Annotated in this window: 21 protein-coding genes, 2 tRNA genes and 1 other annotated feature; of the genes, 9 read left to right on the top strand and 14 right to left on the bottom strand. The window is 56.6% G+C overall.

From position 1 onward, the window contains the following. Positions 1 to 37 precede the first annotated feature (37 nt). The 9 genes from hisIE to hisL all read right to left on the bottom strand — a co-directional run bounded on the left by hisIE (position 38) and on the right by hisL (position 7,241). A complete protein-coding gene (gene hisIE / locus QLG21_RS01845; protein WP_282483784.1) occupies positions 38 to 649 on the bottom strand; it encodes a bifunctional phosphoribosyl-AMP cyclohydrolase/phosphoribosyl-ATP diphosphatase HisIE in 612 nt (203 codons plus the stop codon). Then, positions 643 to 1,419: an imidazole glycerol phosphate synthase subunit HisF gene (gene hisF, locus QLG21_RS01840; protein ID WP_058610111.1), complete on the bottom strand. Its 777-nt coding sequence runs from the start codon at positions 1,417 to 1,419 to the stop codon at positions 643 to 645. Before hisF ends, hisIE begins: the two co-directional genes overlap by 7 nt. Beyond that, positions 1,401 to 2,138, bottom strand: coding sequence for a 1-(5-phosphoribosyl)-5-[(5-phosphoribosylamino)methylideneamino]imidazole-4-carboxamide isomerase (gene hisA, locus QLG21_RS01835; protein WP_137849314.1), 738 nt, complete (start codon positions 2,136 to 2,138; stop codon positions 1,401 to 1,403). The genes hisF and hisA overlap by 19 nt, the downstream gene beginning before the upstream one ends. Further along, the gene (hisH, locus tag QLG21_RS01830; protein ID WP_282483783.1) at positions 2,138 to 2,728 is read right to left on the bottom strand and encodes an imidazole glycerol phosphate synthase subunit HisH; all 591 of its coding nucleotides are present in this window, start codon (positions 2,726 to 2,728) and stop codon (positions 2,138 to 2,140) included. Before hisH ends, hisA begins: the two co-directional genes overlap by 1 nt. Next, positions 2,728 to 3,795, bottom strand: coding sequence for a bifunctional histidinol-phosphatase/imidazoleglycerol-phosphate dehydratase HisB (gene hisB, locus QLG21_RS01825; protein ID WP_006176276.1), 1,068 nt, complete (start codon positions 3,793 to 3,795; stop codon positions 2,728 to 2,730). Before hisB ends, hisH begins: the two co-directional genes overlap by 1 nt. After that, a complete protein-coding gene (gene hisC, locus QLG21_RS01820; protein ID WP_282483782.1) occupies positions 3,792 to 4,853 on the bottom strand; it encodes a histidinol-phosphate transaminase in 1,062 nt (353 codons plus the stop codon). Before hisC ends, hisB begins: the two co-directional genes overlap by 4 nt. Beyond that, the gene (gene hisD, locus QLG21_RS01815; protein ID WP_282483781.1) at positions 4,850 to 6,154 is read right to left on the bottom strand and encodes a histidinol dehydrogenase; all 1,305 of its coding nucleotides are present in this window, start codon (positions 6,152 to 6,154) and stop codon (positions 4,850 to 4,852) included. The genes hisC and hisD overlap by 4 nt, the downstream gene beginning before the upstream one ends. 5 nt (positions 6,155 to 6,159) lie before the next feature. After that, positions 6,160 to 7,059 (bottom strand): ATP phosphoribosyltransferase, encoded by a 900-nt coding sequence (gene hisG, locus QLG21_RS01810; protein WP_006176273.1) that lies wholly within the window; start codon positions 7,057 to 7,059, stop codon positions 6,160 to 6,162. A gap of 35 nt (positions 7,060 to 7,094) precedes the next feature. Next, positions 7,095 to 7,218 (bottom strand) — a sequence feature (His leader region). Further along, positions 7,194 to 7,241: a his operon leader peptide gene (gene hisL, locus QLG21_RS01805; protein WP_001375657.1), complete on the bottom strand. Its 48-nt coding sequence runs from the start codon at positions 7,239 to 7,241 to the stop codon at positions 7,194 to 7,196. Its footprint overlaps the feature before it by 25 nt. A 175-nt stretch (positions 7,242 to 7,416) precedes the next feature. Between hisL and QLG21_RS01800 the strand changes: the two genes are divergently transcribed. From QLG21_RS01800 to plaP, 3 genes are all read left to right on the top strand, one after another. Further along, on the top strand, positions 7,417 to 8,241 hold the full coding sequence (locus QLG21_RS01800; protein WP_282483780.1) for an SDR family oxidoreductase: 825 nt from the start codon (positions 7,417 to 7,419) through the stop codon (positions 8,239 to 8,241). Positions 8,242 to 8,282: 41 nt separating this feature from the next. After that, the gene (locus QLG21_RS01795; protein WP_282483779.1) at positions 8,283 to 9,194 is read left to right on the top strand and encodes a LysR family transcriptional regulator; all 912 of its coding nucleotides are present in this window, start codon (positions 8,283 to 8,285) and stop codon (positions 9,192 to 9,194) included. Positions 9,195 to 9,484: 290 nt separating this feature from the next. Continuing rightward, positions 9,485 to 10,843: a putrescine/proton symporter PlaP gene (plaP, locus tag QLG21_RS01790; RefSeq protein ID WP_137849309.1), complete on the top strand. Its 1,359-nt coding sequence runs from the start codon at positions 9,485 to 9,487 to the stop codon at positions 10,841 to 10,843. 60 nt (positions 10,844 to 10,903) lie between these two features. Here the strand turns inward: plaP and sbcB are convergent, their stop codons facing one another. Further along, complete coding sequence (gene sbcB / locus QLG21_RS01785) at positions 10,904 to 12,331, bottom strand: exodeoxyribonuclease I (RefSeq protein WP_282483874.1); 1,428 nt, start codon at positions 12,329 to 12,331, stop codon at positions 10,904 to 10,906. Between the two features lie 206 nt (positions 12,332 to 12,537). Between sbcB and dacD the strand changes: the two genes are divergently transcribed. The 4 genes from dacD (at position 12,538) to QLG21_RS01765 (ending at position 15,951) form a co-directional block, all read left to right on the top strand. Beyond that, positions 12,538 to 13,704: a serine-type D-Ala-D-Ala carboxypeptidase DacD gene (dacD, locus tag QLG21_RS01780; RefSeq protein ID WP_137849307.1), complete on the top strand. Its 1,167-nt coding sequence runs from the start codon at positions 12,538 to 12,540 to the stop codon at positions 13,702 to 13,704. Positions 13,705 to 13,834: 130 nt separating this feature from the next. Beyond that, positions 13,835 to 14,308: a DNA gyrase inhibitor SbmC gene (gene sbmC, locus QLG21_RS01775; protein ID WP_137849306.1), complete on the top strand. Its 474-nt coding sequence runs from the start codon at positions 13,835 to 13,837 to the stop codon at positions 14,306 to 14,308. Positions 14,309 to 14,399: 91 nt separating this feature from the next. Continuing rightward, positions 14,400 to 15,458 carry an FUSC family protein gene (locus QLG21_RS01770; RefSeq protein WP_282483778.1) on the top strand — a complete coding sequence of 353 codons (1,059 nt, stop codon included), beginning with the start codon at positions 14,400 to 14,402 and terminating at the stop codon, positions 15,456 to 15,458. A 157-nt stretch (positions 15,459 to 15,615) separates the two neighbouring features. Continuing rightward, positions 15,616 to 15,951, top strand: a complete 336-nt coding sequence (locus QLG21_RS01765; protein WP_282483777.1) for a DUF496 family protein — start codon at positions 15,616 to 15,618, stop codon at positions 15,949 to 15,951. A 155-nt stretch (positions 15,952 to 16,106) separates the two neighbouring features. Here the strand turns inward: QLG21_RS01765 and QLG21_RS01760 are convergent. Continuing rightward, positions 16,107 to 16,182, bottom strand: a tRNA-Asn gene (locus QLG21_RS01760). Between the two features lie 194 nt (positions 16,183 to 16,376). Between QLG21_RS01760 and emmdR the strand changes: the two genes are divergently transcribed. Both emmdR and QLG21_RS01750 read left to right on the top strand, forming a co-directional pair. Further along, positions 16,377 to 17,852 carry a multidrug efflux MATE transporter EmmdR gene (gene emmdR, locus QLG21_RS01755; RefSeq protein ID WP_088208164.1) on the top strand — a complete coding sequence of 492 codons (1,476 nt, stop codon included), beginning with the start codon at positions 16,377 to 16,379 and terminating at the stop codon, positions 17,850 to 17,852. 80 nt (positions 17,853 to 17,932) lie between these two features. After that, positions 17,933 to 18,008: transfer RNA gene (locus QLG21_RS01750), tRNA-Asn, on the top strand. A gap of 94 nt (positions 18,009 to 18,102) precedes the next feature. On the opposite strand, the gene QLG21_RS01745 is transcribed toward QLG21_RS01750, so the two are convergent. The 3 genes from QLG21_RS01745 to shiA form a co-directional block, all read right to left on the bottom strand. Continuing rightward, positions 18,103 to 19,875 carry an aminopeptidase P family protein gene (locus QLG21_RS01745; protein WP_282483776.1) on the bottom strand — a complete coding sequence of 591 codons (1,773 nt, stop codon included), beginning with the start codon at positions 19,873 to 19,875 and terminating at the stop codon, positions 18,103 to 18,105. Positions 19,876 to 19,893: 18 nt separating this feature from the next. Then, the gene (locus QLG21_RS01740; RefSeq protein WP_137849303.1) at positions 19,894 to 21,348 is read right to left on the bottom strand and encodes an AMP nucleosidase; all 1,455 of its coding nucleotides are present in this window, start codon (positions 21,346 to 21,348) and stop codon (positions 19,894 to 19,896) included. Positions 21,349 to 21,448: 100 nt separating this feature from the next. After that, positions 21,449 to 22,765: a shikimate transporter gene (gene shiA, locus QLG21_RS01735; RefSeq protein WP_282483775.1), complete on the bottom strand. Its 1,317-nt coding sequence runs from the start codon at positions 22,763 to 22,765 to the stop codon at positions 21,449 to 21,451. Positions 22,766 to 22,963: the final 198 nt, after the last annotated feature.

Here is a 22,963-nt window from a genome sequence, read left to right as displayed (position 1 = left end):
CACAGGCAAAAAAAAGACCGGGTCTCCCCGGTCTTTCTTATTTATGTCTCTTGCGAAGATTCTCTATCACCGCCGTTAAATCCAGCTCTTGATCCTGTAGTAGGACCAGCAGGTGATACATCAAATCAGACGCCTCGTTGGTCAGCTCTTCCCGGTCATGCACCGTTGCGGCCAGCGCGGTCTCAACGCCTTCTTCGCCCACCTTCTGCGCAATACGCTTGGTTCCGCTGGCGTAAAGCTTCGCCGTGTAGGAACTTTCAGGATCGGCCGTTTTACGCTCGGCGAGCAATTGCTCCAGCTGGTATAAGAACAGCCACTGGTGGCTCGCTTCGCCGAAGCAGCTGCTGGTGCCTTTATGGCAGGTCGGGCCAATCGGGTTTACCAGCACCAGCAGCGTGTCGTTATCGCAGTCCGGCGTGATGCTGACAACATTGAGGAAATGACCGGAGGTTTCCCCTTTGGTCCACAGGCGCTGTTTTGTCCGTGAGAAAAAGGTCACTTTGCCGCTGTCGATGGTTTTCGCCAGCGCGTCCTTGTTCATATAGCCCAGCATCAACACTTCGCCTGATACGGCATGCTGCACAACTACGGGCAGTAAGCCATCCGTTTTTTCCCAGTCCAGCTGTTTCTGTTGTTGTTCTGTTAACATACCCTGATCTCCACGCCCTGAGCTGCCAGGTACGCTTTTAACTCACCAATATTGATAATCTGTTTGTGGAACACGGAGGCAGCCAGCGCGCCGTCGACGTTCGCCACGCGGAAGGCGTCCAGGAAGTGCTCCTGAGTTCCCGCGCCGCCGGAGGCAATCAGCGGGACGTTGCATACCGCACGCACCTTTTTGAGCTGTTCCAGATCGTAGCCGTTACGCACGCCGTCCTGGTTCATCATGTTGAGCACGATCTCGCCCGCGCCACGTCTCTGCACTTCTTCCACCCAGTCCAGCGTTTCCCATTGGGTGATGCGGGTCCGGCTTTCGTCACCTGTGTACTGGTTGACGTGATATTTGCCCGTTGCATCGTCGTACCAGGTGTCGATCCCTACCACAATACACTGCACGCCAAAGCGGTCAGCCAGGCGGGTAATGAGGTCCGGGTCAGCCAGAGCGGGGGAGTTGATTGAAATCTTGTCAGCGCCGAAAGAGAGAATTTTGGCCGCATCGTCCGCGGATTTAATCCCGCCCGCCACGCAGAAGGGAATATCAATCACTTCCGCCACGCGTGCCACCCAGCTTTTGTCGACGACGCGTCCATCGCTGGAGGCGGTGATATCGTAAAAGACCAGTTCGTCTGCGCCTTCTTCGGCGTAGCGTTTTGCCAGCGGCACGATGTCGCCGATGATCTCGTGATTGCGGAACTGCACGCCTTTTACCACCTGGCCGTTACGCACGTCCAGGCAGGGGATTATCCGTTTTGCCAGCATTGAATTGCCTCCGTCACCGTAAACTTACCTTCCAGTAAAGCGCGTCCTACAATCACGCCCTGCACGCCGGTGCTGCGCAGGGCGGCAACGTCACCGATATCACCGATTCCGCCAGAAGACTGGAACGCGACCTGCAGATAACGGGCGCAGACCTCTTCATATAACCCGACGTTGGAGCCAGCCAGCGTCCCGTCGCGGGAAATATCCGTACACAGCACGTGCTTCAGGCCAACAGGGAGATATGTCTCGACCAGCGCCTCCAGCGTTACGCCGGAGTTTTCCTGCCAGCCGCTGACGGCAACCTGTTTAGCGCCTTCTGCATCGATACGCACGTCCAGCGCCAGCACCAGCGCATCCGCGCCAAAGCGGCGGAACCAGCCTTTGACGGTCTCAGGATCTTTCACTGCGGTTGAACCCACCACCACGCGCGCCACGCCCGCGTCCAGCAAGGCCGCAACGTCCTCTTCCGTACGCACGCCGCCGCCAACCTGCACCGGAACAGCCACACCGGCGACCAGTTTCTTGAGCAAGGGTATCTGACGCTTGTCCGGATCTTTTGCGCCGGTCAGATCGACGAGGTGTAAAACTTCAGCCCCCTGGGCCGCATAATCCTGCAGGCGCGGCAGCGGGTCGTTACCGTAGTCGCGCTGCTGGCCGTAATCGCCCTGGTGGAGACGCACAACCGTGCCGTCAATCAAATCTAAAGCGGGAATAATCATCACATCTCCAGGAAGTTTTTCAGCAGCTGCGCGCCTGCAGCGCCGGAGCGCTCCGGATGAAACTGCACGCCAAAGAAGTTATCTTTTTGCACCGCGGCGGTGAACGCCTCGCCGTAGCTGCACTGGGCGATGGTGTACGTATTGACCGGCATGGCGTAGCTGTGCACGAAGTAAAAGTACGCGCCGTCGTCGATACCGCGGAACAGCCGATCGCCCGCTTTTGGATAGACGCGGTTCCAGCCCATGTGCGGCAAGGGCAGACCGTGGTCGGTCATCTTAGGCACATCCTCTTCAATAATGCCCAGCAGGTCGACACCGTTCGACTCATCGCTGCGACGCCCGAGAAGCTGCATACCCAGGCAAATCCCCAGTACTGGCTGAGTACAGGCTTTGATGAGGTCCGCGAGTTCACGCTCGTGGATCTGATCCATCGCCGCCTGCGCGGTCCCCACGCCCGGCAGGAAAAGTTTGTCTGCACGTAACACCACTTCAGGATCGCGGCTGACCTGCGGCTCGTAGTCGTGGCGCGTAATTGCCGATTTCACCGAGTTCAGGTTGGCGCATCCGGTATCCAGAATCACCACGTTCATTACAACACTCCTTTCGACGAGGGCAGTGCATCGCCGTCAACACGAATGGCCTGGCGCAGCGTGCGGCCAAAGGCTTTGAACAGGCTTTCCACGCGGTGATGGTCGTTCTTGCCTTTGGTTTTAAGGTGCAGCGTCAGACCCATGGTGTAGGTGAGCGAGCGGAAGAAGTGCTCAACCATCTCAGTGCTCAGATCGCCGACGCGCTGATAGGTAAAGTCTGCTTTATATTCCAGATGCGGGCGACCGGAGATATCCATCGCACAACGCGCCAGACATTCGTCCATCGGCAGGACAAAACCAAAGCGATTAATGCCGCGCTTGTCACCCAGCGCCAGCTTCAGCGCTTCGCCCAGCGCCAGGCCGGTATCTTCCACGGTGTGGTGATCGTCGATGTACAGGTCACCTTTGACGGTGATTTCCATGCGAAAGCCGCCATGGGTCGCAATCTGATCCAGCATATGGTCGAAGAAACCCACGCCGGTGTGGATCTTGCTGCCGCCTTCGCGATCGAGCCAGACCTTTACGTCAATCTGGGTTTCTTTGGTGTTGCGTTCCACGTGCGAGTAGCGGTCACGTTGGGTTAACTGCTCGCCAATCGTTGCCCAGTTGAGGCTGGCGCGGTCGTAGCGCAGCCCCGTAATACCCATGTTTTCGGCCAGTGTGATGTCGGTGATGCGGTCGCCGATCACATAGCTGTTGGCCTTATCCAGCGCCTCTTCGGCAAGATAACGTTCAACCAGCTTCACTTTAGGCTTACGGCAGTCGCATTCGTCGGCAGGCAGGTGCGGGCAGATGAGTACTTCATCAAACGCCACGCCCTGCGAGGTCAGGATCTGCATCATCAGGTTATGTGGGCCATCAAAGTCTGCCTGCGGGAAGCTGTCGGTACCCAGACCGTCCTGGTTCGTGATCATCACCAGCTTAAAGCCCGCTTTCTGCAGCCTGAGCAGAACCGGGATGACGTCGGGTTCAAAAGCCAGCTTGTCGAAACGATCGACCTGAAAATCGGCAGGGGGTTCCGAGATAAGGGTCCCGTCTCGATCGATAAAGAGATACTTCTGGCTCATACTGTCTCCGTTTTCAGAGCGTCAATAACGCGCTGGCTCTCTTCACGGGTCCCCACGGTAATACGCAGGCAGCCGCTTAAAGAGGGTTGTTTGTTTTGGTCACGTAAGATAATGCCCTGATCCCATAAAGATTTAAATACGGCACTTGAGGCGGTAAAGCGGGCCAGGATGTAATTGGTTTCGGAGTCGAACACCTGCTCTACGCATGGAATAGCCTTCAGAGCCGTCATCAGGTACTGACGTTCTTCAAGGATCTGCGCCACGCGCTCACGCATGGCGTTGATGCCCTGCGGGGTCAGCGCCTGAGCGGCGATATCCGCCACCGGCGTAGAAAGCGGATAGGGGGCGATGACTTTCAGCAGCAGGTCGATCACCTCTTTGTTGGCTAGCGTAAAGCCGCAGCGCAGGCCCGCCAGGGCGAAGGCTTTCGACAGCGTACGCAGCACCACCAGGTGTGGATACTCTGCAAGCCAGCCGGCCAGCGTCGCCTGTGGGCAAAACTCAATGTAAGCTTCATCGGCCACCACCAGCGCTTTGCCGCGGGTCAACTCAAGCAGGGTGCGGATATCCTGAGGGTTGATAATTTGCCCGGTTGGGTTATTGGGGCTACAAACAAAGACCACCTTCACGCCGTCAAGATTATCGGCGATGCCCTGCAGATCCAACTGCCAGTCGTCCAGCGCCTGCACGTTGCGGCACGCCACGCCAAAGGTTTCCGCGCTTACGCTGTACATACCGTAGGTAGGCTGACAAAACATCACCGCATCGTTGCCCGGCTCGCAGAAGGCGCGGATCAGCAGTTCAATCCCTTCATCGGCCCCACGGCTGACCAGCACCTGCTCGGTCTTGACGCCCGCATACTGGGCGTAGTTCTCAATCACCGCTTTGGGCTGACACTCCGGGTAGCGGTTCAGCGTCTGCTGAGACAGCTCGAAGGCGACCGCCGTCGGAAATTCGTTGGCGTTTAGCCAGACGTCACCTTTGCCGCCCAGACGACGCGCGGACTGATAGGGCGTCAGTCGACGGACATTTTCACGGGCTAAATCTTCAATGTTCATGCTTGCTCCTTCAGGGCGGCCACGCGTAGCGTAACGGCGTTTTTGTGGGCGGTCAGGCGCTCGGCGGCAGCCAGCGTCTCAATGGTCGAGGCCAGCGAGGCAAAGCCCTCGCGGGAAAGCTCCTGCACGGTCATACGTTTCTGAAAATCTGCCAGGCCGAGGCTGGAGCAGGTTGCGGTATAGCCGTACGTCGGCAGCACGTGGTTGGTTCCTGACGCATAATCACCCGCGGATTCCGGGGACCAGTCGCCGAGGAAGACCGAGCCGGCGCTGGTAATGCTGTCGACCAGTTCGCGCGCGTTGCGGGTCTGAACGATCAGGTGCTCAGGGCCGTACTGGTTAGAAATGGCAATACACTGTTCAACATCGCGGGCCACAATCAGGCGGCTGGCGGATAACGCCTGGCGGGCCGTTTCGGCGCGGGGCAGATCGGCAAGCTGGCGCTCAGCGGCTTCACCCACGCGTTTTGCCATATCGGCATCCGGCGTCAGCAAAATCACCTGCGAATCCGGGCCGTGTTCCGCCTGAGACAACAAGTCAGAGGCAACAAAATCCGGCGTGGCCCCGCTGTCGGCAATCACCAGCACTTCTGATGGACCCGCAGGCATATCAATGGCCGCGCCGTCGAAACGCTGGCTCACCTGACGCTTGGCTTCGGTGACGTACGCATTTCCTGGCCCGAAAATTTTATCGACCCGGGGAACGGATTGCGTACCAAACGCCAGGGCCGAGATGGCCTGCGCACCGCCCACTTTAAACACTTCCTGCACGCCGCAGAGCTTAGCGGCATACAGAATTTCATCGGCAATCGGAGGTGGGGAGCAGAGCACCACTTTCTGACAACCGGCGATACGCGCCGGGGTAGCCAGCATTAATACGGTGGAAAACAGCGGGGCGGAGCCGCCAGGAATATAGAGGCCAACCGAGGCAACCGGACGCGTAACCTGCTGGCAACGAACGCCTGGTAGCGTTTCTACGTCCACCGTCTGCAGTTTTTGCGCGGTGTGGAAGGTGTCGATGTTTTTTACCGCCACCGCCATCGCCTGTTTAATCTCGTCGCCGAGGCGCTTTTCCGCCTCGGCGATTTCCTGTTCGGTCACCTTTAACGCGCCAACCTCGGTTTTGTCGAACTTTGCGCTGTATTCGCGCAGCGCGTCGTCACCACGGGTTTTGACGTTGTTGAGGATCTCCGCGACGGTGCGGGTGATACCCTCAGAGGCAGAAATAGCCGGGCGCATCAGTAATTCATTTTGCTGCTCTTCAGTGCAGCTATTCCAGTCGATAATGGTATTAAAGCTCATGGCCGTTACTCCATCATCTTCTCAATAGGCAGCACCAGAATGGAGCTTGCCCCCAGCGCCTTGAGTTTTTCCATGGTTTCCCAGAACAGGGTTTCGCTGCTGACCATGTGCATGGCGACGCGTTGCTGATCCCCCGCCAGCGGCAGAATGGTTGGGCGTTCAGCGCCCGGCAGCAGAGCAATGACTTCATCCAGGCGTTCGGTTGGTGCATGCATCATGATGTATTTTGATTCTCGGGCCTGAATCACTCCCTGAATACGGGTTAACAGGCGGTCGATGAGCTGCTGCTTGGCATCGTCCATCTCGCCGTCACGCTGGATCAAGCAGGCTTTGGAGCGGTAAATCACTTCCACTTCACGCAGGCCGTTTGCTTCAAGGGTTGCGCCGGTAGAGACGAGGTCACAGATGGCGTCTGCCAGGCCCGCACGCGGGGCGACTTCAACGGAGCCATTCAGCAGGCAGGATTTAAACTGCACGCCTTTCTGGTCGAGGTAACGCTTGAGCAGGTGCGGGTAAGAGGTGGCGATACGTTTGCCATTGAGCGCGGCCGGGCCGTCCCAGGCTTCGTCCGCCGGTGTAGCCAGCGACAGGCGGCAACCACCGAAATCGAGGCGGCGGAGCGTGAAATAGCGTGGATCTTCGCCCTGCGCGCGGCGGGTCAGCAGTTCTTCCTCCAGCACGTTTTCACCAATGATACCGAGGTCAACCACGCCATCCATTACCAGCCCGGGAATATCGTCATCACGTACGCGCAGAATATCGATAGGCATATTTTCAGCCAGAGCAATCAGACGCTGGGTGTGTAAATTGATTTTAATTCCGCAGCGGGCCAGCAGTTCGCGTGAATCGTCGCTCAAACGGCCTGATTTTTGAATAGCTATGCGTAAACGTGAGTTATCTAACATTCTTTATTCCTCGTTAACCTGTCCGAATTTGGTCCAAAAAAAAGCCCCCGGAAGAGGATCTTCCGGGGGCTTTTTCTTGCGTTCATGCACCACTGGAAGATCCAAACGTCTTCCAGCACACATCGCCTGAAAGACTAGTCAGGATGATGGTGATGATGGTGTTTAAATTGAACGCGTGTCATGTAATTTCTCTATGAATGCTTATTCATGTGATGTCTTTTAACCTAAACCACTTATACGCTGCTTTGCAAGGGCTTTTTTTAATCATTAATTCATTTCATATTGATGCTATGAATTGTGTGATCAGCGGTGCTGGCGTAGCCTTAATAGAAACGTGAGTAAGCCTGGAGAATGGACATGAAAAAGGTCGCAATTGTCGGTTTAGGGTGGTTGGGAATGCCGCTGGCGATGTCATTAGCCGCGAAAGGCTGGCAGGTGACCGGCAGTAAAACCACTCTGGACGGGGTGGAGGCTGCCAGAATGTGCGGGATAGAGGGCGTCGAGCTGCGCCTTGAACCGGAGTTGATCTGTGATACCGATGACCTGGACGCCCTGATGAACGTCGACGCGCTGGTGATCACCTTACCGGCGCGCCGCAGTGGGCCTGGAGAGACCTTTTACCGCCAGGCGGTACAGGAGATTGTCGATAGCGCGCTCGCGCATCATATTCCGCGCATTCTGTTTACCAGCTCGACCTCCGTTTACGGGAACATCGACGGGACGGCGAAGGAGACCACAGAACGTCATCCTGTCACTGCCAGTGGTCAGGTGCTGAAGGAGCTGGAAGACTGGCTGCATAACCTGCCGGGCACCCAGGTCGATATTTTGCGCCTTGCCGGGCTGGTGGGGCCGGGACGTCACCCGGGCCGTTTCTTTGCCGGAAAATCAGCTCCGGACGGGCTGCAGGGCGTCAATCTGGTGCATCTTGATGACGTTATTGGCGCAATCGAACTGTTGTTACAGGCTCCAAAAGGCGGTCACATCTATAATATATGTGCGCCTTCTCATCCGGCGCGTCAGACATTTTATCCGCTCATGGCTCGCCAGCTTGGCCTGGCGCCCCCGGTCTTCAGCAGTGAAGGAGGGGAAGGAAAAGGCAAAATCATTGATGGCAACCGTATCTGCCATGAACTGGGGTTTGAGTATCAGTACCCCGACCCGATGGTTATGCCCATGGAGTAATGCCATCAGCGGGGTTACTCGCACACCGCAAGGGGGCGAACATGAAACCGCTGCTGGATGTTCTCATTATTCTGGACGCGCTGGAAAAAGAGGGGAGCTTCGCTGCGGCGTCAGCGAAGCTCTTTAAAACGCCTTCTGCGCTGAGCTACACCGTTCACAAGCTGGAGAGCGATCTTAATATTCAGATTCTCGACCGCTCCGGTCACCGTGCGCGTTTTACCCGTACGGGGCAAATGCTGCTGGAGAAGGGGCGCGACGTGCTCCATACCGTTCGCGAGCTTGAAAAGCAGGCGATTAAACTGCATCAGGGCTGGGAAAATGAGCTGGTCATTGGCGTTGATGATACCTTTCCGTTTTCTCTTTTGACCCCGCTTATCGAAGCGTTCTATGAACGCCATAGCGTGACGCGGCTGGTATTTATAAACGGCGTGCTGGGCGGCTCCTGGGATGCGTTAACCCAGGGCAGGGCGGATATCATCGTCGGAGCGCTGCATGAACCTCCCCAGCTCAGCGATTTCGGTTTTGCCCGTCTGGGCGTGCTCGACCAGGTGTTTGTCGTCGCACCGCATCACCCGCTGGCGAACGAACCTGACCCCATCAACCGGCGGGTGATTAAAGGATTCCGCGCTATCGTGGTTGGGGACAGCTCCCGTGCAGAGTGCGCTATATCGTCGCAGCTACTGGACGAGCAGGAGGCGATCACCGTATTTGATTTTAAAACCAAGCTCGAGCTGCAAATTAGCGGCCTGGGTTGCGGATATCTCCCGCGTTATCTCGCGCAGCGGTTTATCGAAAGCGGGGCGCTGGTCGAGAAACAGGTTATCGCCCAAAACAGTAATGAGTCGGTGTGGGTTGGCTGGAATGAACAAACCGCCGGGCTGGCGAGCGCCTGGTGGCGGGATGAAATTTTAGCAAATAGTGCTATTGCTGCTGTTTACTCTCAGCCCCAGTAAGGTAATTCAAGCAGTTAGTGAAATTATTTTATTGATGGGTTTCTCAATCTATTGCCTTTTGCCTCATGATTAGGGCAAAATGCCGCCGCTGCAAACAAATGAATAATCGACGATATAAAAGGCGTCGGTTATTTTTTTTTGCATGTACGAAACGAAACTAAAAACCAAGAGGCCGGGCTTCGTACCGGATAGATATTTACTAAAATCCGACAGTTGTTGTCGCTGAGGAATACAGAAAATGGGGCAATCATTCGCTTACGCGGCGGGTATCACCGTTAAGGAGACATCCAATGTCGCATAATGCAACTCCAAACACCTCTCGCGTGGAATTACGTAAGACGCTTACGCTATTTCCGGTTGTTATGATGGGCCTTGCCTATATGCAACCAATGACGCTGTTCGATACTTTTGGTATCGTTTCAGGCCTCACAGACGGTCACGTTCCGACGGCTTACGCCTTCGCGCTGATCGCGATCCTGTTTACCGCGCTGAGCTACGGTAAGCTGGTGCGTCGCTATCCGTCTGCCGGTTCCGCCTACACATATGCCCAGAAATCCATTAGCCCGACCGTTGGCTTTATGGTGGGTTGGTCTTCGCTGCTCGACTATCTGTTCGCACCGATGATCAACATCTTACTGGCAAAAATTTATTTTGAAGCCCTGGTGCCATCGATACCTTCGTGGGTATTCGTGATTGCGCTGGTGGCCTTTATGACCGCTTTCAACCTGCGTAGCATCAAATCTGTTGCCAACTTTAACTCTGTTATCGTGGTGCTGCAGATTGTGCTGATTGCCGTTATTCTCGGTATGGTGATCTATGGCGTCTTCCACGGTGAAGGTGCGGGAACCCTGGCGAGCAGCAAACCGTTCTGGTCTGGTGATGCGCATGTCATACCGATGATTACCGGGGCGACGATCCTGTGCTTCTCCTTTACCGGATTTGACGGCATCAGCAACCTGTCGGAAGAGACGAAAGACGCAGAGCGTGTTATTCCGCGCGCTATCTTCCTGACCGCGCTGATCGGTGGACTGATCTTTATCTTCGCCACCTATTTCCTGCAGCTGTACTTCCCGGATATCTCGCGCTTTAAGGATCCGGATGCGTCTCAGCCGGAAATCATGCTCTACGTGGCGGGTAAAGTATTCCAGGTCGGGGCGCTGATCTTCTCTACCATCACCGTTCTGGCGTCGGGCATGGCTGCACATGCGGGCGTTGCGCGTCTGATGTACGTAATGGGCCGTGACGGCGTGTTCCCGAAAAGCTTCTTTGGCTATGTCCACCCGACATGGCGCACGCCAGCAATGAACATCATTCTGGTTGGGGCTATCGCGCTGTTAGCGATTAACTTCGACCTCGTGATGGCGACGGCGCTGATCAACTTCGGGGCACTGGTGGCGTTTACCTTTGTAAACCTCTCCGTGATTTCGCAGTTCTGGATCCGCGAGAAGCGTAACAAGACGCTGAAAGACCACTTCCAGTACCTGTTTCTGCCAATGTGCGGCGCGCTGACCGTGGGTGCGCTGTGGGTGAACCTGGAAGAGAGCTCAATGGTTCTGGGTCTGATTTGGGCGGCTATTGGTTTAATCTACCTGGCCTGCGTAACCAAAAGCTTCCGTAATCCCGTACCTCAGTACGAAGACGTTGCCTGATACGTAACCCATAAAAAAACCGGAGACCATTGCCTCCGGTTTTTTTATGCCTGCATTTCCTCAGACAATTTCCTGGACATACTGATACAGCGCTTTCAACTGCGCCTGTTTTTCAGCATCCCCGTTATAGTGGCTGTACAGCATCTCCAGCTCTTCTGCGTAGCGTTGCAGAAATTCCGGCGTGAAGATATTACGACGATGCTGCAACCAGCCTTCCTGCTCTGCCTCATCCAGCGTGCCAGGGTAATTACGCGCCCGATAGTTAAACATCAGTTTCTCGATGCGCTTGTCAGCGAAGGTAATATCCAGCGCCGGCAGATTACGCGGCTCGGTTTGCAAAACAATGTTCATTGCTGCACGGTCAGCATCGCTGAAGAAGCCGTTATAGAGCTGCGCATCCACGTTTTCAGACGGCACGAACGGCTCTGCCTCGGCAAAGATGGCGACGACTTTCTCGCGCACCTGCGGGTTATCGCGCAGCACTTTCAAATTATCCAGGCAGTGCTGGCGATTAATGCCCAGCCTGTCGGCGTCTTCCGGGCGCAGCGTATTGGCCTGTGCCAGCACCGGGCATTTATTAATATGCACCAGTTTCACCGGAACGGCGGGCACGTCACCCAAGGCGTCTTTCGGGGTATACAGCCGTTCGCGCAATGCATCGCTGTCGAGTTCCAGCAGCGGAGAAATGTCGCCCGCCAGATCGACCATAATGACCGCATTTCGGTTATCGGGATGCCATGCCAGCGGAGCGACCCAGCTGGTATTCCCCCGCCATGCGCCAAACATGCCGGAAATGTGGACCAGCGGTTTCATCTGCGGCACATCAATCAGGGTGATAAGTTTCTGCTTGCTACGATGGCTCAGCAGATAGTCAAACAGACGCGGCTGCGCCGTTTTTACCAGCTTCGCCATGGCAATCGTGGCATAGACATCGGCCATGGCGTCGTGGGCATTGCTGTGTTCAATGCCGTTTGCACGCGTCAGGTGTTCCAGCCTAAAGCTGGTTAACCCTTCTTCATTTTCTGGCCAGGTGATCCCCTCGGGGCGTAGCGCATGGCAGGCACGCATGATATCCAGTAAATCCCAGCGCGAGTTGCGATTCTGCCAGCTCCAGGCGTAGGGATCGTAGAAGTTGCGATAGAAGATATTGCGCGTCACTTCGTCATCGAAACGGATGTTGTTATAGCCCACCACGCAGGTATTCGGAACGGTGAAAAGGGCGTGGATACGGCGAGCAAATTCGGCCTCGTTAACCCCTTTGTCCCGCGCTTCCTGGGGTGTAATGCCGGTCACCATCACCGCGCCAGGCTGTGGCAGGTAGTCATCGGCGGGCTTGCAGTAAAAGACCTCCGGCTCGCCGATGATGTTGAAATCCTCATCGGTGCGGATGGCGGCGAACTGCGCCGGGCGGTCAAGCGCCGGGTGCGTGCCGAAGGTTTCGTAATCGTGGAATAAAAAAGTAGGGCGCGCGTCAGAGTCAGACACCAGTGATACCATCCTGTTAAAAATTGACGTCTCTATGGTAAACGATCGCAGGGGAGAGGCCGAATAAAAAGCGCCGTCAGGGATGAAATTTGCGAGCGGGCCTGAGGAAAAATATGCTCTCTGTCACATTTTTTTGCAATTAAGGCAAGTAACGACATCAGAACTCCCGTAAAAAGGTCAACGATTTTTAATGACCTGAGGATATACCGTTGAAACGCCGTCTGTTTATTGCTGTTTCTTTGCTCGCTTCGAGCATTTCATCTGCGCTGGCTGCCGATCCGCTGGATTTTTCGCCGCAGCCTCCCGCCATTCAGGCCGGGTCCTGGGTATTGATGGATTACACCACGGGTCAGATTTTAACGGCAGGCAATGAACACCAGCAGCGCAACCCGGCGAGCCTGACCAAGCTGATGACGGGGTATGTCGTCGATCGCGCCATTGATAGCCATCGTATTACGCCTGATGACATCGTTACCGTGGGCCGTGATGCATGGGCGAAGGGTAACCCGGTGTTTGACGGCTCCTCGCTGATGTTCCTGAAAGCGGGTGATCGCGTCTCGGTGCGTGACTTAAGCCGCGGGCTGATCGTGGATTCCGGTAACGACGCCTGCGTCGCGCTGGCAGATCACGTCGCGGGCGGTCAGCCGCAGTTCGTGAACATGATGAACGACTACGTGCAAAAGCTAAACCTGCGCGATACTCACTTCGAAACGGTGCATGGGCTGGATGCCCCCGGCCAGCACAGCTCAGCGTACGACCTTGCCGTGCTTTCCCGGGCCATCATTCACGGCGAGCCTGAGTTCTACCATATGTACAGCGAAAAGAGCCTGACCTGGAATGGCATTACCCAGCAGAATCGTAACGGCCTGCTGTGGGATAAAACCATGAACGTCGACGGCCTGAAAACAGGGCATACGTCCGGAGCAGGCTTTAACCTGATCGCCTCGGCGGTGGACGGTCAACGCCGTCTTATTGCGGTCGTCATGGGGGCCGACAGCCCAAAAGGGCGTGAAGATCAGGCGCGCAAATTGCTGCACTGGGGCCAGCAAAATTTCGACACGGTGCAGATCCTGCATAACGGAAAAAAAGTCGGGACCGAGCGCATCTGGTACGGAGATAAAGAGCAGGTGGAGCTGGGAACGGATCAGGATTTCTGGCTGGCCCTGCCGAAGACGGAAGTGCCTAACATCAAGGCCAAATACGTCCTGGACAAAAAAGAGCTGGAGGCTCCGCTCGCGGCCCATCAGCGGGTAGGGGAGATCCAGCTGTACGATCGTGACAAAGTGGTGGCCCACTGGCCATTAGTGACGCTGGAGCCGGTGAATAAAGGCGGATTCTTCTCCCGTTTAGGGGATTACCTGCACCACACGCTTTAACCCCACACCGCACGTCCCCCGAGCAGACTGGCAGGGTTGCGAGTCTGCTCGCATAATAAACACTCCGCATTTGTCGAGAACAGGCCATTTGCTTTACAGTGTATGAATATACAGTGAAACCGGAGGCGGCATGGACTACAGCATCACGCAGCAGCAGAAACGTAAAATCGCGGGCTTTCACTTGGTGGGGCCATGGGAGAAAACCGTTAAGCAGGGCTTTGAGCAGTTAGGCATGTGGGTCGAGGGGCGTCAAATCCAGCCGCTCGAGTGGGTGGCCGTGTACTATGACAATCCGGACGAAGTCCCGGCGGAAAAACTGCGATGCGACACGGCCGTTACGGTGCCGGAGGCGTTCGTCATTCCTGACAACAGTGAAGGGGTGATGCTGACCGAAATCGCCGCCGGGGACTACGCGGTGGCAAGCGCCCGCGTTGAGGAGCATGATTTCGCGACGCCCTGGTACCAGTTCTTCAATTCTCTTTTGCAGGATCGTCACTACCAAATTGCACCCAAACCCTGTTTTGAACGTTACCTGAACGATGGCAACGCGGATGGCTACTGGGATATCGAAATGTATGTCCCGGTAGAGCACAAGGCGGGTTGACCCAGTAAACGCAGGGTTTTTTCAGCCAGGGCGTTTCGCCCGGCTGAAAACACAGTACAATCGCGGTTTGCCGTTTAGCTGGAGAGCGGGTGTGCGTCCCGACAAATCATTAACGCCTTTTGAAATTCGCTTGTACAAACATTACCGCGTGGTGCATGGCCTTCGTATCGCGCTGGCGTTTATTCTGACCTTTGTGCTGGTGCGTTTGTTGCATGTTCCGGAAGGGACATGGCCGCTGATTACGCTGGTGGTGATCATGGGGCCTATCTCCTTCTGGGGGAACGTGGTACCACGCGCGTTTGAACGTATTGGCGGCACGGTTCTTGGCTCTGCGCTGGGGCTTATCGCGCTCAAACTGGAGCTGATCTCCTTCCCCGTTATGCTGCTGTGGTGTGCCGCGGCGATGTTTCTTTGCGGCTGGCTGGCGTTGGGGAAAAAACCGTATCAGGCACTGCTGATTGGCATAACCCTTTCGGTGGTTGTTGGTGCGCCGGCAGGTGACATGACGACCGCACTGTGGCGAAGCGGAGATGTCATCCTCGGGTCACTTCTGGCTATGCTGTTTACCGGTATCTGGCCGCAGCGCGCCTTTCTCCACTGGCGTATCCAGATGGCCAATTACGTTACCGCGTTCAACCGGGTTTATCAGGCGGGGTTTTCCCCCAACCTGGTCGAGCGTCCGCGTCTGGAAAAACATCTGCAAAAAATCCTGAATGACGTGGTTAAGATGCGCGGCCTGATTACGCCTGCCAGCAAAGAAACCCATATTCAGAAAGCCATTTTCGAAGCCATCCAGACGGTGAGCCGCAACCTGGTGTGCATGCTCGAACTGCAAATCAATGCCCACTGGGCGTCGCGTCCCAGCCATCTGCTGATGCTCAACGCACACACGCTGAGAGAGACGCAGCAGATGACCCAGCAAACGCTGCTCACCATCGCTCATGCGCTTTACGAAGGGAATCCGCAGCCGATTCTGGCGAACAGCGAGCGCCTGAATGAGATCGTGGCCGAGCTGAAGGTGCTGATGAACGAGCGGCAGGAGGACAACGTGGCAGAAACGCCGATTCATGGCTATGTCTGGCTCAGCATGGAACTGGCGCGGCAGCTGGAGTTGCTCTCGCATCTTATCTGCCGGGCACTGCGCAAATAAAAAGCAGCTATCGCCATATGTGACGCCTGCTGCTTCGATTCAGCATCAATTGGGGTTATGATAGTCTTAAACGATATACTCATTGTCATTCGCCGTCGCTGTCTGTTACAACGGTGGCATTAACGAATCCGACTCTCACATTATCAGGGGTGTAAAAATGGAAACTACCAAGCCTTCGTTCCAGGATGTTCTGGAATTCGTCCGCCTGTTCCGCCGCAAAAACAAACTGCAGCGTGAAATCCAGGACGTTGAGAAGAAGATCCGTGACAACCAAAAACGCGTACTGCTGCTGGACAACCTGAGCGACTACATCAAGCCAGGCATGAGCGTGGAAGCCATTCAGGGCATCATCGCCAGCATGAAAAGCGATTACGAAGATCGTGTTGATGACTACATCATCAAAAACGCTGAGATCTCAAAAGAACGTCGTGAGATCTCTAAAAAGCTGAAAGCGATGGGCGAAATGAAAAACGCTGAAGCGAAAAGCGAGTAATCCCCGTTAGGTGGTAAAAAGGCTCTCTGGTGACAGAGGGCCTTTTTTATTTCCCCTGTGCATGGGGTGATGCCTGGTGGCACGGCGCTTACCCGACAATGTAACCGAGCGCAGAAAAGCAAAAAGCCTGCTTTGAAAGCAGGCTTTTCAGAATGTGGCTCCTCTGACTGGACTCGAACCAGTGACATACGGATTAACAGTCCGCCGTTCTACCGACTGAACTACAGAGGAATCGTTGTGGAGGCACATATTAACGGCGAAAAAACTTTTGTCAAACCTGTTCTTTGCAAACCGCGGTTGATTGCTGATTCTGTCGTCAGTTAGTTGTAAATTCAAACAAATTTTTTATGGAAAATACTTTGCAGGATAGCCTTTTCTGCCTCATCATTTGAAATGGAGTTTCAACTTTCTCGCTAAGGTCCATTTTGAACGTCACCGCCCCCCTACGCCAGGCGATCATGCGTACGCCATGGTATGCAAAACGTAAAAGTTATCGTGTTCTGTTCTGGCGAGAAATCACCCCCCTTGCCGTACCCATTTTCCTGGAGAATACCTGCGTTCTGCTGATGGGTGTGCTGAGCACCTTCCTGGTGAGCTGGTTAGGCAAAGAGGCGATGGCAGGGGTCGGCCTGGCAGACAGCTTCAATATGGTGGTGATGTCCTTTTTTGCCGCTATCGACCTGGGTACCACGGTTGTCGTGGCCTTCAGCCTCGGCAAGCTCGATCCGAAGCGCGCCCGCGAGGCGGCCAGGCAGTCGCTGATGATCATGACCCTGTTTTCGATAATTCTGGCGGCGGTGATCCACTATTACGGCAAGGAAATTATCGATATCGTCGCAGGTGAGGCGACAAACGAGGTTAAAGAGCTCGCGCTCACCTACCTGGAAATGACGGTCTTAAGCTATCCGGCTGCCGCAATCGCCTTAATCGGCAGCGGTGCTCTGCGCGGGGCGGGCAACACCAAAATTCCGCTGCTGATCAACGGCGGGATGAACATCCTGAATATCATCATCAGTAGCGTACTTATCTACGGGATTTTCTCCTGGGACGGGCTGGGCTTCGTCGGTGCCGGACTGGGGCTGACGATTTCACGCTATATCGGCGCGGCGGCGATCGTCGGTGTGTTGATGACCGGCATTACGCCGTCGCTGCGCCTGACACTCAAAAGCTATTTTCGTCCGCTCAATTTCGCCATTATCTGGGAAGTGATGGGGATTGGGATCCCGGCCAGCATCGAGTCGGTGCTGTTCAACGGCGGTAAGTTGCTGACCCAGATGTTTGTTGCGGGCATGGGCACCGATGTGATTGCCGGTAACTTTATCGCGTTCTCCATCGCCTCGCTCATTAACCTGCCGGGTAACGCCCTGGGCTCCGCGTCGACCATCATTACCGGGAAACGGCTCGGAAAAGGGCAGATTGCACAGGCGGAACGGCAGCTGCGACACGTTTTTTGGCTCTCTACTATCGGCCTGACGGCGATAGCCTGGGGGACCGCGCCTTTCGCCGGACTCATGGCCTCGTTTTACACCCATGAAAATGATGTCAAAGAGGTCGTGAAGATCCTGATTTGGCTCAACGCCGCGTTTATGCCGATCTGGGCGGCATCCTGGGTGCTGCCAGCCGGGCTGAAAGGCGCACGCGATGCCCGCTTTGCGATGTGGGTCTCGATGCTCGGGATGTGGGGCTGTCGCGTGGTGGCGGGTTACACGCTCGGGATTGTGCTCGGCATGGGCGTGGTCGGCGTCTGGCTGGGGATGTTCCTCGACTGGGCGGTGCGCGGCGCGCTGTTTTACTGGCGGATGGTAAGCGGGCGCTGGTTGTGGAAATACCCGCGCAAAAAAGCAGAGCGTGCTCTCTCAGAGCCTGAAGAACGTCTGACAAATGCGCGAAGTGGAGAATAAACCGGCAAACGATCGGAAATCTGCATTCTGCCTTTGACATCATCGGGGAGCATCGATAATATGCGCCCCGTTCACACGATTCCTCTGTAGTTCAGTCGGTAGAACGGCGGACTGTTAATCCGTATGTCACTGGTTCGAGTCCAGTCAGAGGAGCCAAATTTAAAAAGCCTGCTTTTAAAGCAGGCTTTTTGCTTTTCTGCGCTCGGTGACATTGTCAGGTAAGCGTCGCGCCACCGGGCAACAAACCGCGCTAGCGGTTCACCCGAATCGGTGCTGTTGCTTCAAACAGCCACGGTCGTGCATCACTCTCCACGAGCGGGGAGAGCGCCTCCCGAACCTGCTGGTGATACTCATCCAGCCACTCTTTCTCCTGCTCGGTTAACAACTGCAGCTCAACCTGGCTCAGGTCAATCGGGATCAGCGTCAGCGAGGCAAATTGACAGAAACCCGGACGGCTTTCTGTGATTTCCACCTGATTCTCAATGCGTATCCCATGGCTTTCAGCCAGATAGTACCCTGGCTCAATGGTCATAATGTTGCCCGCCACCAGCGGCCACGGATTGACCTTTTTCGCGATACGGTGCGGGTTTTCGTGGATCAACAACTGGTGCCCCACGCCGTGCCCGGTCCCGTGATCGTAATCCAGCCCCATTTCCCACAGCGGACGGCGCGCAAATGCATCCAGCTGGTGCCCGTGGCTGCCGGATGGGAATTGCAGCGTCATCAGCGATAAAAAGCCTCTGAGTACGGCGGTATAGTGCAGGCGCTGTTGCGGCTCCACTTTGCCCCATGCCAGGGTGCGCGTGGCGTCTGTAGTGCCGTTGTGGTACTGACCGCCGGAATCATTCAGATAAAAATGGTTATGGCCAATCGGTTTGTTGCTGGCTTCGCTCGCGTGGTAATGGCACATCGCCGCGTTGCTGGCGGAGGCTGAGATCGTCGCAAAGCTCGGCTCAACAAACCCCGGCTGCTGCTTGCGAAAAGCGAGTTGCTTTGCCTGAACCTCCAGCTCTGTCAGCGGTTGGCCGCACGCGGCGCGCTCAGGCACTTCGCGGCTCAGCCAGGCCAGGAAGTTCACCCACGCCGCACCGTCCTGATGATGGCACTCCCGATATCCCGCCAGCTCAACCGGGTTTTTATGGGCTTTCATCAGGGTGATAGGATCGGTCAGCCAGATAATCTCTCCCTGCGGCTCGATGGCGTAACGCAGGGCGACCGGAGCGGTGTCAGGGTCGACGATCACCCGCTTGCCCTGGGCGAGCTGCTGGCAGCGATCGATAAAGGTATCCTGCGGTGAAACGCTAAACGCGTCACGTACCGGGGCCGGTAATCCGCTGAGCTTAATGTCATCGACAAACCACTCAACCGAGCCGTCACGGCTCAGCAGGGCAAACGACAGCGGAACCGGGCTGGTCGGAATGTCGGACCCGCGGACGTTCAGCAGCCAGGCGATGTTATCCGGCAAGGTCACCGCCAGATAATCGGCCTCGTTGTCGGCAAGAACAGCCGCGACGCGCTGGCGTTTGTCGGCGCTGCTTTCGCCGCTGACCGCCAGCGGCATCTCGCGGATCGGCCCTGCGGGGGCGGCAGGGCGGTCGATCCAGAGCGTATCGAACGGCGAGCCGCTCAGCGGCACCAGTTCACACGCGGTGGTCGACAGTTGATTAACGTCTGCGTGGGTCATCAGCATCGCCTCAAACCCGATGCGCGTGCACGCAGCCACGTTTTCCGCCAGCCACCCGGCCAGCGGTTCGTTGTGCAGGTGGTGGATCTCCACCTCGTCCATATTGACCTGAACCCGCGCCTGCACCTGATAACGGCCATCAACGAACAGCAGCGCTCTGTCTTTCAACACCAGCGCCAGCCCGGCGGAGCCGTCGAAGCCCGTCAGCCAGGCCAGCTTTTCATCGTAGGGCGCGCAGTATTCGCTTTGCCAGGCATCGGCGCGCGGGACGATCATCCCGTCGAGATGGTTTTCCTGTAGCCACTGCCGCAGGGCAGAGAGCGGAGAGGGTGTGTGCATGGTTTTTCCTTAACGTTCTTAGCGGAACGGCGGTTCGTTGAAAGTGCGCAGCTTACGGGAGTGCAGCTTATCGCCTTCCGCACGCAGCAAATCGATGGCACGGATGCCGATTTGCAAATGCTCCGAAATCGCCCCTTCGTAGAAACGGTTGGCCTGGCCCGGGAGCTTGATTTCACCATGCAGAGGTTTATCCGAGACGCACAGCAGCGTGCCGTAAGGTACGCGGAAGCGGTATCCCTGCGCGGCAATGGTGGCGCTCTCCATATCGATGGCAACCGCACGGCTCAGGTTAAAACGCAGCGCAGAGGCGGAGTAGCGCAGCTCCCAGTTGCGATCGTCGGTGGTGACCACCGTCCCGGTGCGCAGGCGCTGCTTCACCTCTTCGCCCGGCATGCCGCTCACCTCTTTGGTCGCGTCGTATAGCGCGCGCTGAACCTCGGCAATGCTCGGGATCGGGATATCCGGCGGCAGCACCGCGTCAAGCACGTGGTCATCACGCAGATACGCATGGGCGAGCACGTAGTCCCCAATCAGCTGGCTTTCACGCAGGCCGCCGCAGTGGCCGATCATCAGCCAGACGTCCGGGCGAAGCACCGCCAGGTGATCGCAGATCGTTTTCGCGTTGGACGGCCCCACGCCAATGTTAATCAGCGTAATGCCCTGGCCGTCAGCCGTGATCAGGTGCCAGGCGGGCATCTGATGCTTTTTCCACGCCAGGTCTGAAATGGCCTGCTCCGGCGCTTCGGTTTCGGCGGTGATCCAGATACCGCCCGCGCAGGAGAGGGCGATGTACGGGCTGTCGGGGTCGAGGATCTGGCTACAGCCCCAGCGGACAAACTCGTCAACGTAGCGGGTATAGTTGGTGAACAGCACGAAAGGCTGGAAATGCTCTGCGGGCGTGCCGGTGTAGTGACGCAGGCGCGCCAGCGAGAAATCGACGCGGCGGGCATCGAAATGCGACAGCGGGGAAAACTCGGCGGGGTGATAGATCCCGTCAGCCGTCTCGTCGCCAATCTGAGATAGCTCAGTCGTCGGGAAGTGGCGCGTCAGCCCCGCACTCATGGATCGGTCAAGCGTCAGCTCGGAGCCGTCGATCACGTACGGATAGGGGATCTCATGCCGCGACGGTTCCACCGAAATGTGTGCGCCGTAATCCTGATACAGCAGCGTAAGCTGTTCTTCCAGGTAGGGGCGAAACAGCCCCGGGCGGGTGACGGTTGTGCTGTAACAACCGGCGTGGGTAAAGCGGGCGTAAGCGCGGGTTTTCGGGTTGGAGCTGGCGCTACCGTCCCAGGTCACGGAGATCGAAGGATAAACAAAAAGGCCCTCACTTCTGGCCTTTTCGTCGGGCAGTTTGCCGCTTTCAATATAGTCGCTGATGGCGCTGCGCAGCGCGTTAACGGATTGCTCGTACAGCGCGTCGAGTGTGTCCAGCGCCTGAGCCGGGGTCAGGCTGGAGCCCTTATTATGCATGTCTGTCTCCTTGTTCCACAGGTGTGCGGCATTCACCGATAGTATGTCACACGATTGTGAAACAAAAGACAGCCATGCAGTTTAGGACAAACGCTGCCGACTAATGCGGCTTCGGCTCTTTCATCACCAGCGCGGTGAGGGCCGAGAGCAAGCAGCCTGCCAGCAGATAGATCGCCACGCTGTGCCAGTTGCCGCTGGAGAAGGTCACCAGCGCGGCGGCTATAAACGGCGTGAATCCGCCGCCCACCACGCTCGCCACCTGATACCCCACGCCAGCGCCGCTGTAGCGATAGCTCGCGCCGAACAGTTCGGTAAACATCGGTTGCTGGACGCACACCACCATGTCGTGAGCAATGTTTGCCAGCATGATGGCGAAGAAGACGATCCAGAAGACGGATTGCGCCTCCAGGGCCATAAAGAACGGCCAGGCGCTAAGGGTGCCAACCAGCGCACCGGTGATGTAGACCCGTCGGCGGCCAAACCTGTCTGCCAGCCAGGCGAAGCAGGGAATAGTCAGACAGCTTATGCCGCCGACCAGCAGGCCGATATTCAGAAACAGCTCGCGCGGCAGGCCGAGGTTTTGCGTCGAATAGTTCAGGGCGAAGGCGGTCACGATATACATCGTCAGTAGCTCGCACAGCCGCAGGGCGATGATCTTCAAAAACGCCCCCGGATGCTGGATTAGCGCCTCCATCACCGGCAGCCGTTTTTTTGCCTCCGGCTTTTCGCGCCGCTGTTGTTCAAACTCGGCGGATTCCTCCATGCCGTTTCGAACCCACAGGGCGGCAATCACCAGCACAATGCTGAAGATAAACGGAATGCGCCAGCCCCAGCTCAGGAACTGTTCGTCGGTGGTGAGTTGGCTAATCAGCGACACCAGCCCGGTGGAGAGCAGCAGGCCGACGCCATACCCCACTTGTACGCCGCTGCTATAAAAGGCTTTGCGGTTTTTCGGCGCGCTTTCAACGGAGAGCAGCGCCGCGCCGCCCCATTCGCCGCCGACGGCAAAGCCCTGCACCGCGCGAAGCGTCACCAGCAGGACGGGTGCCCACCAGCCGATGGTGGCAAACGACGGCAAAATACCAATCAGCGCCGTGGCAATGCCCATCATCCACACGGTCAGCATCAGCATGCGTTTGCGCCCCAGACGGTCGCCAAAGTGGCCGAAGATCACGCCGCCGAGGGGGCGAAACAGGAAGCCGACACCAAAGGTTGCAAAGGCGGCGAGCGTGCCCATCGCCGGGCTTATCTGGGGGAAGAACTCGCGGTTAAACACCAGCGCGGCGGTGATGCCATAAAGCAGAAAGTCATACCAGTCGACGACGGCCCCGGCAAAGCTGCCCAGAGCGGCGCGGCGGGCGCGGTTAAGCGAAGGGGTCTCCTCGTCGGGACGATCGGAGATGAGGGTGGAGTCCATAGTTGTCCTGTCTGTACTGATTTTTAATTATTGGTATAAGAAAAGGTCACTCACATTGCGTCCGTCCTGTGACGGAACGTATGAGACTACCGCGACATGAAAGCGGAGAAAACGTTTTTATCTTTCCTGAAGGCTCTGAATAAGCAAATTTCATCTCACCGGGTGCAACATAAATCCGCGCGTTTGGCTGCGGTTAGG

This window comes from Enterobacter sp. V87_3 (assembly GCF_029967835.1).
In the GTDB taxonomy this organism is placed as follows: Bacteria; Pseudomonadota; Gammaproteobacteria; order Enterobacterales; family Enterobacteriaceae; genus Enterobacter; species Enterobacter cancerogenus.
Note: the sequence above shows the minus strand (reverse complement) of the source record. Positions and strands in the feature narration are given on the sequence as shown.

Coding starts and splice junctions, on each gene's coding strand:
- hisIE (WP_282483784.1), bottom strand. CDS start 649: ATGTTAACAGAACAACAACAGAAACAGCTGGACTGGGAAAAAACGGAT.
- hisF (WP_058610111.1), bottom strand. CDS start 1,419: ATGCTGGCAAAACGGATAATCCCCTGCCTGGACGTGCGTAACGGCCAG.
- hisA (WP_137849314.1), bottom strand. CDS start 2,138: ATGATTATTCCCGCTTTAGATTTGATTGACGGCACGGTTGTGCGTCTC.
- hisH (WP_282483783.1), bottom strand. CDS start 2,728: ATGAACGTGGTGATTCTGGATACCGGATGCGCCAACCTGAACTCGGTG.
- hisB (WP_006176276.1), bottom strand. CDS start 3,795: ATGAGCCAGAAGTATCTCTTTATCGATCGAGACGGGACCCTTATCTCG.
- hisC (WP_282483782.1), bottom strand. CDS start 4,853: ATGAACATTGAAGATTTAGCCCGTGAAAATGTCCGTCGACTGACGCCC.
- hisD (WP_282483781.1), bottom strand. CDS start 6,154: ATGAGCTTTAATACCATTATCGACTGGAATAGCTGCACTGAAGAGCAG.
- hisG (WP_006176273.1), bottom strand. CDS start 7,059: ATGTTAGATAACTCACGTTTACGCATAGCTATTCAAAAATCAGGCCGT.
- QLG21_RS01800 (WP_282483780.1), top strand. CDS start 7,417: ATGAAAAAGGTCGCAATTGTCGGTTTAGGGTGGTTGGGAATGCCGCTG.
- QLG21_RS01795 (WP_282483779.1), top strand. CDS start 8,283: ATGAAACCGCTGCTGGATGTTCTCATTATTCTGGACGCGCTGGAAAAA.
- plaP (WP_137849309.1), top strand. CDS start 9,485: ATGTCGCATAATGCAACTCCAAACACCTCTCGCGTGGAATTACGTAAG.
- sbmC (WP_137849306.1), top strand. CDS start 13,835: ATGGACTACAGCATCACGCAGCAGCAGAAACGTAAAATCGCGGGCTTT.
- QLG21_RS01765 (WP_282483777.1), top strand. CDS start 15,616: ATGGAAACTACCAAGCCTTCGTTCCAGGATGTTCTGGAATTCGTCCGC.
- QLG21_RS01745 (WP_282483776.1), bottom strand. CDS start 19,875: ATGCACACACCCTCTCCGCTCTCTGCCCTGCGGCAGTGGCTACAGGAA.
- QLG21_RS01740 (WP_137849303.1), bottom strand. CDS start 21,348: ATGCATAATAAGGGCTCCAGCCTGACCCCGGCTCAGGCGCTGGACACA.
- shiA (WP_282483775.1), bottom strand. CDS start 22,765: ATGGACTCCACCCTCATCTCCGATCGTCCCGACGAGGAGACCCCTTCG.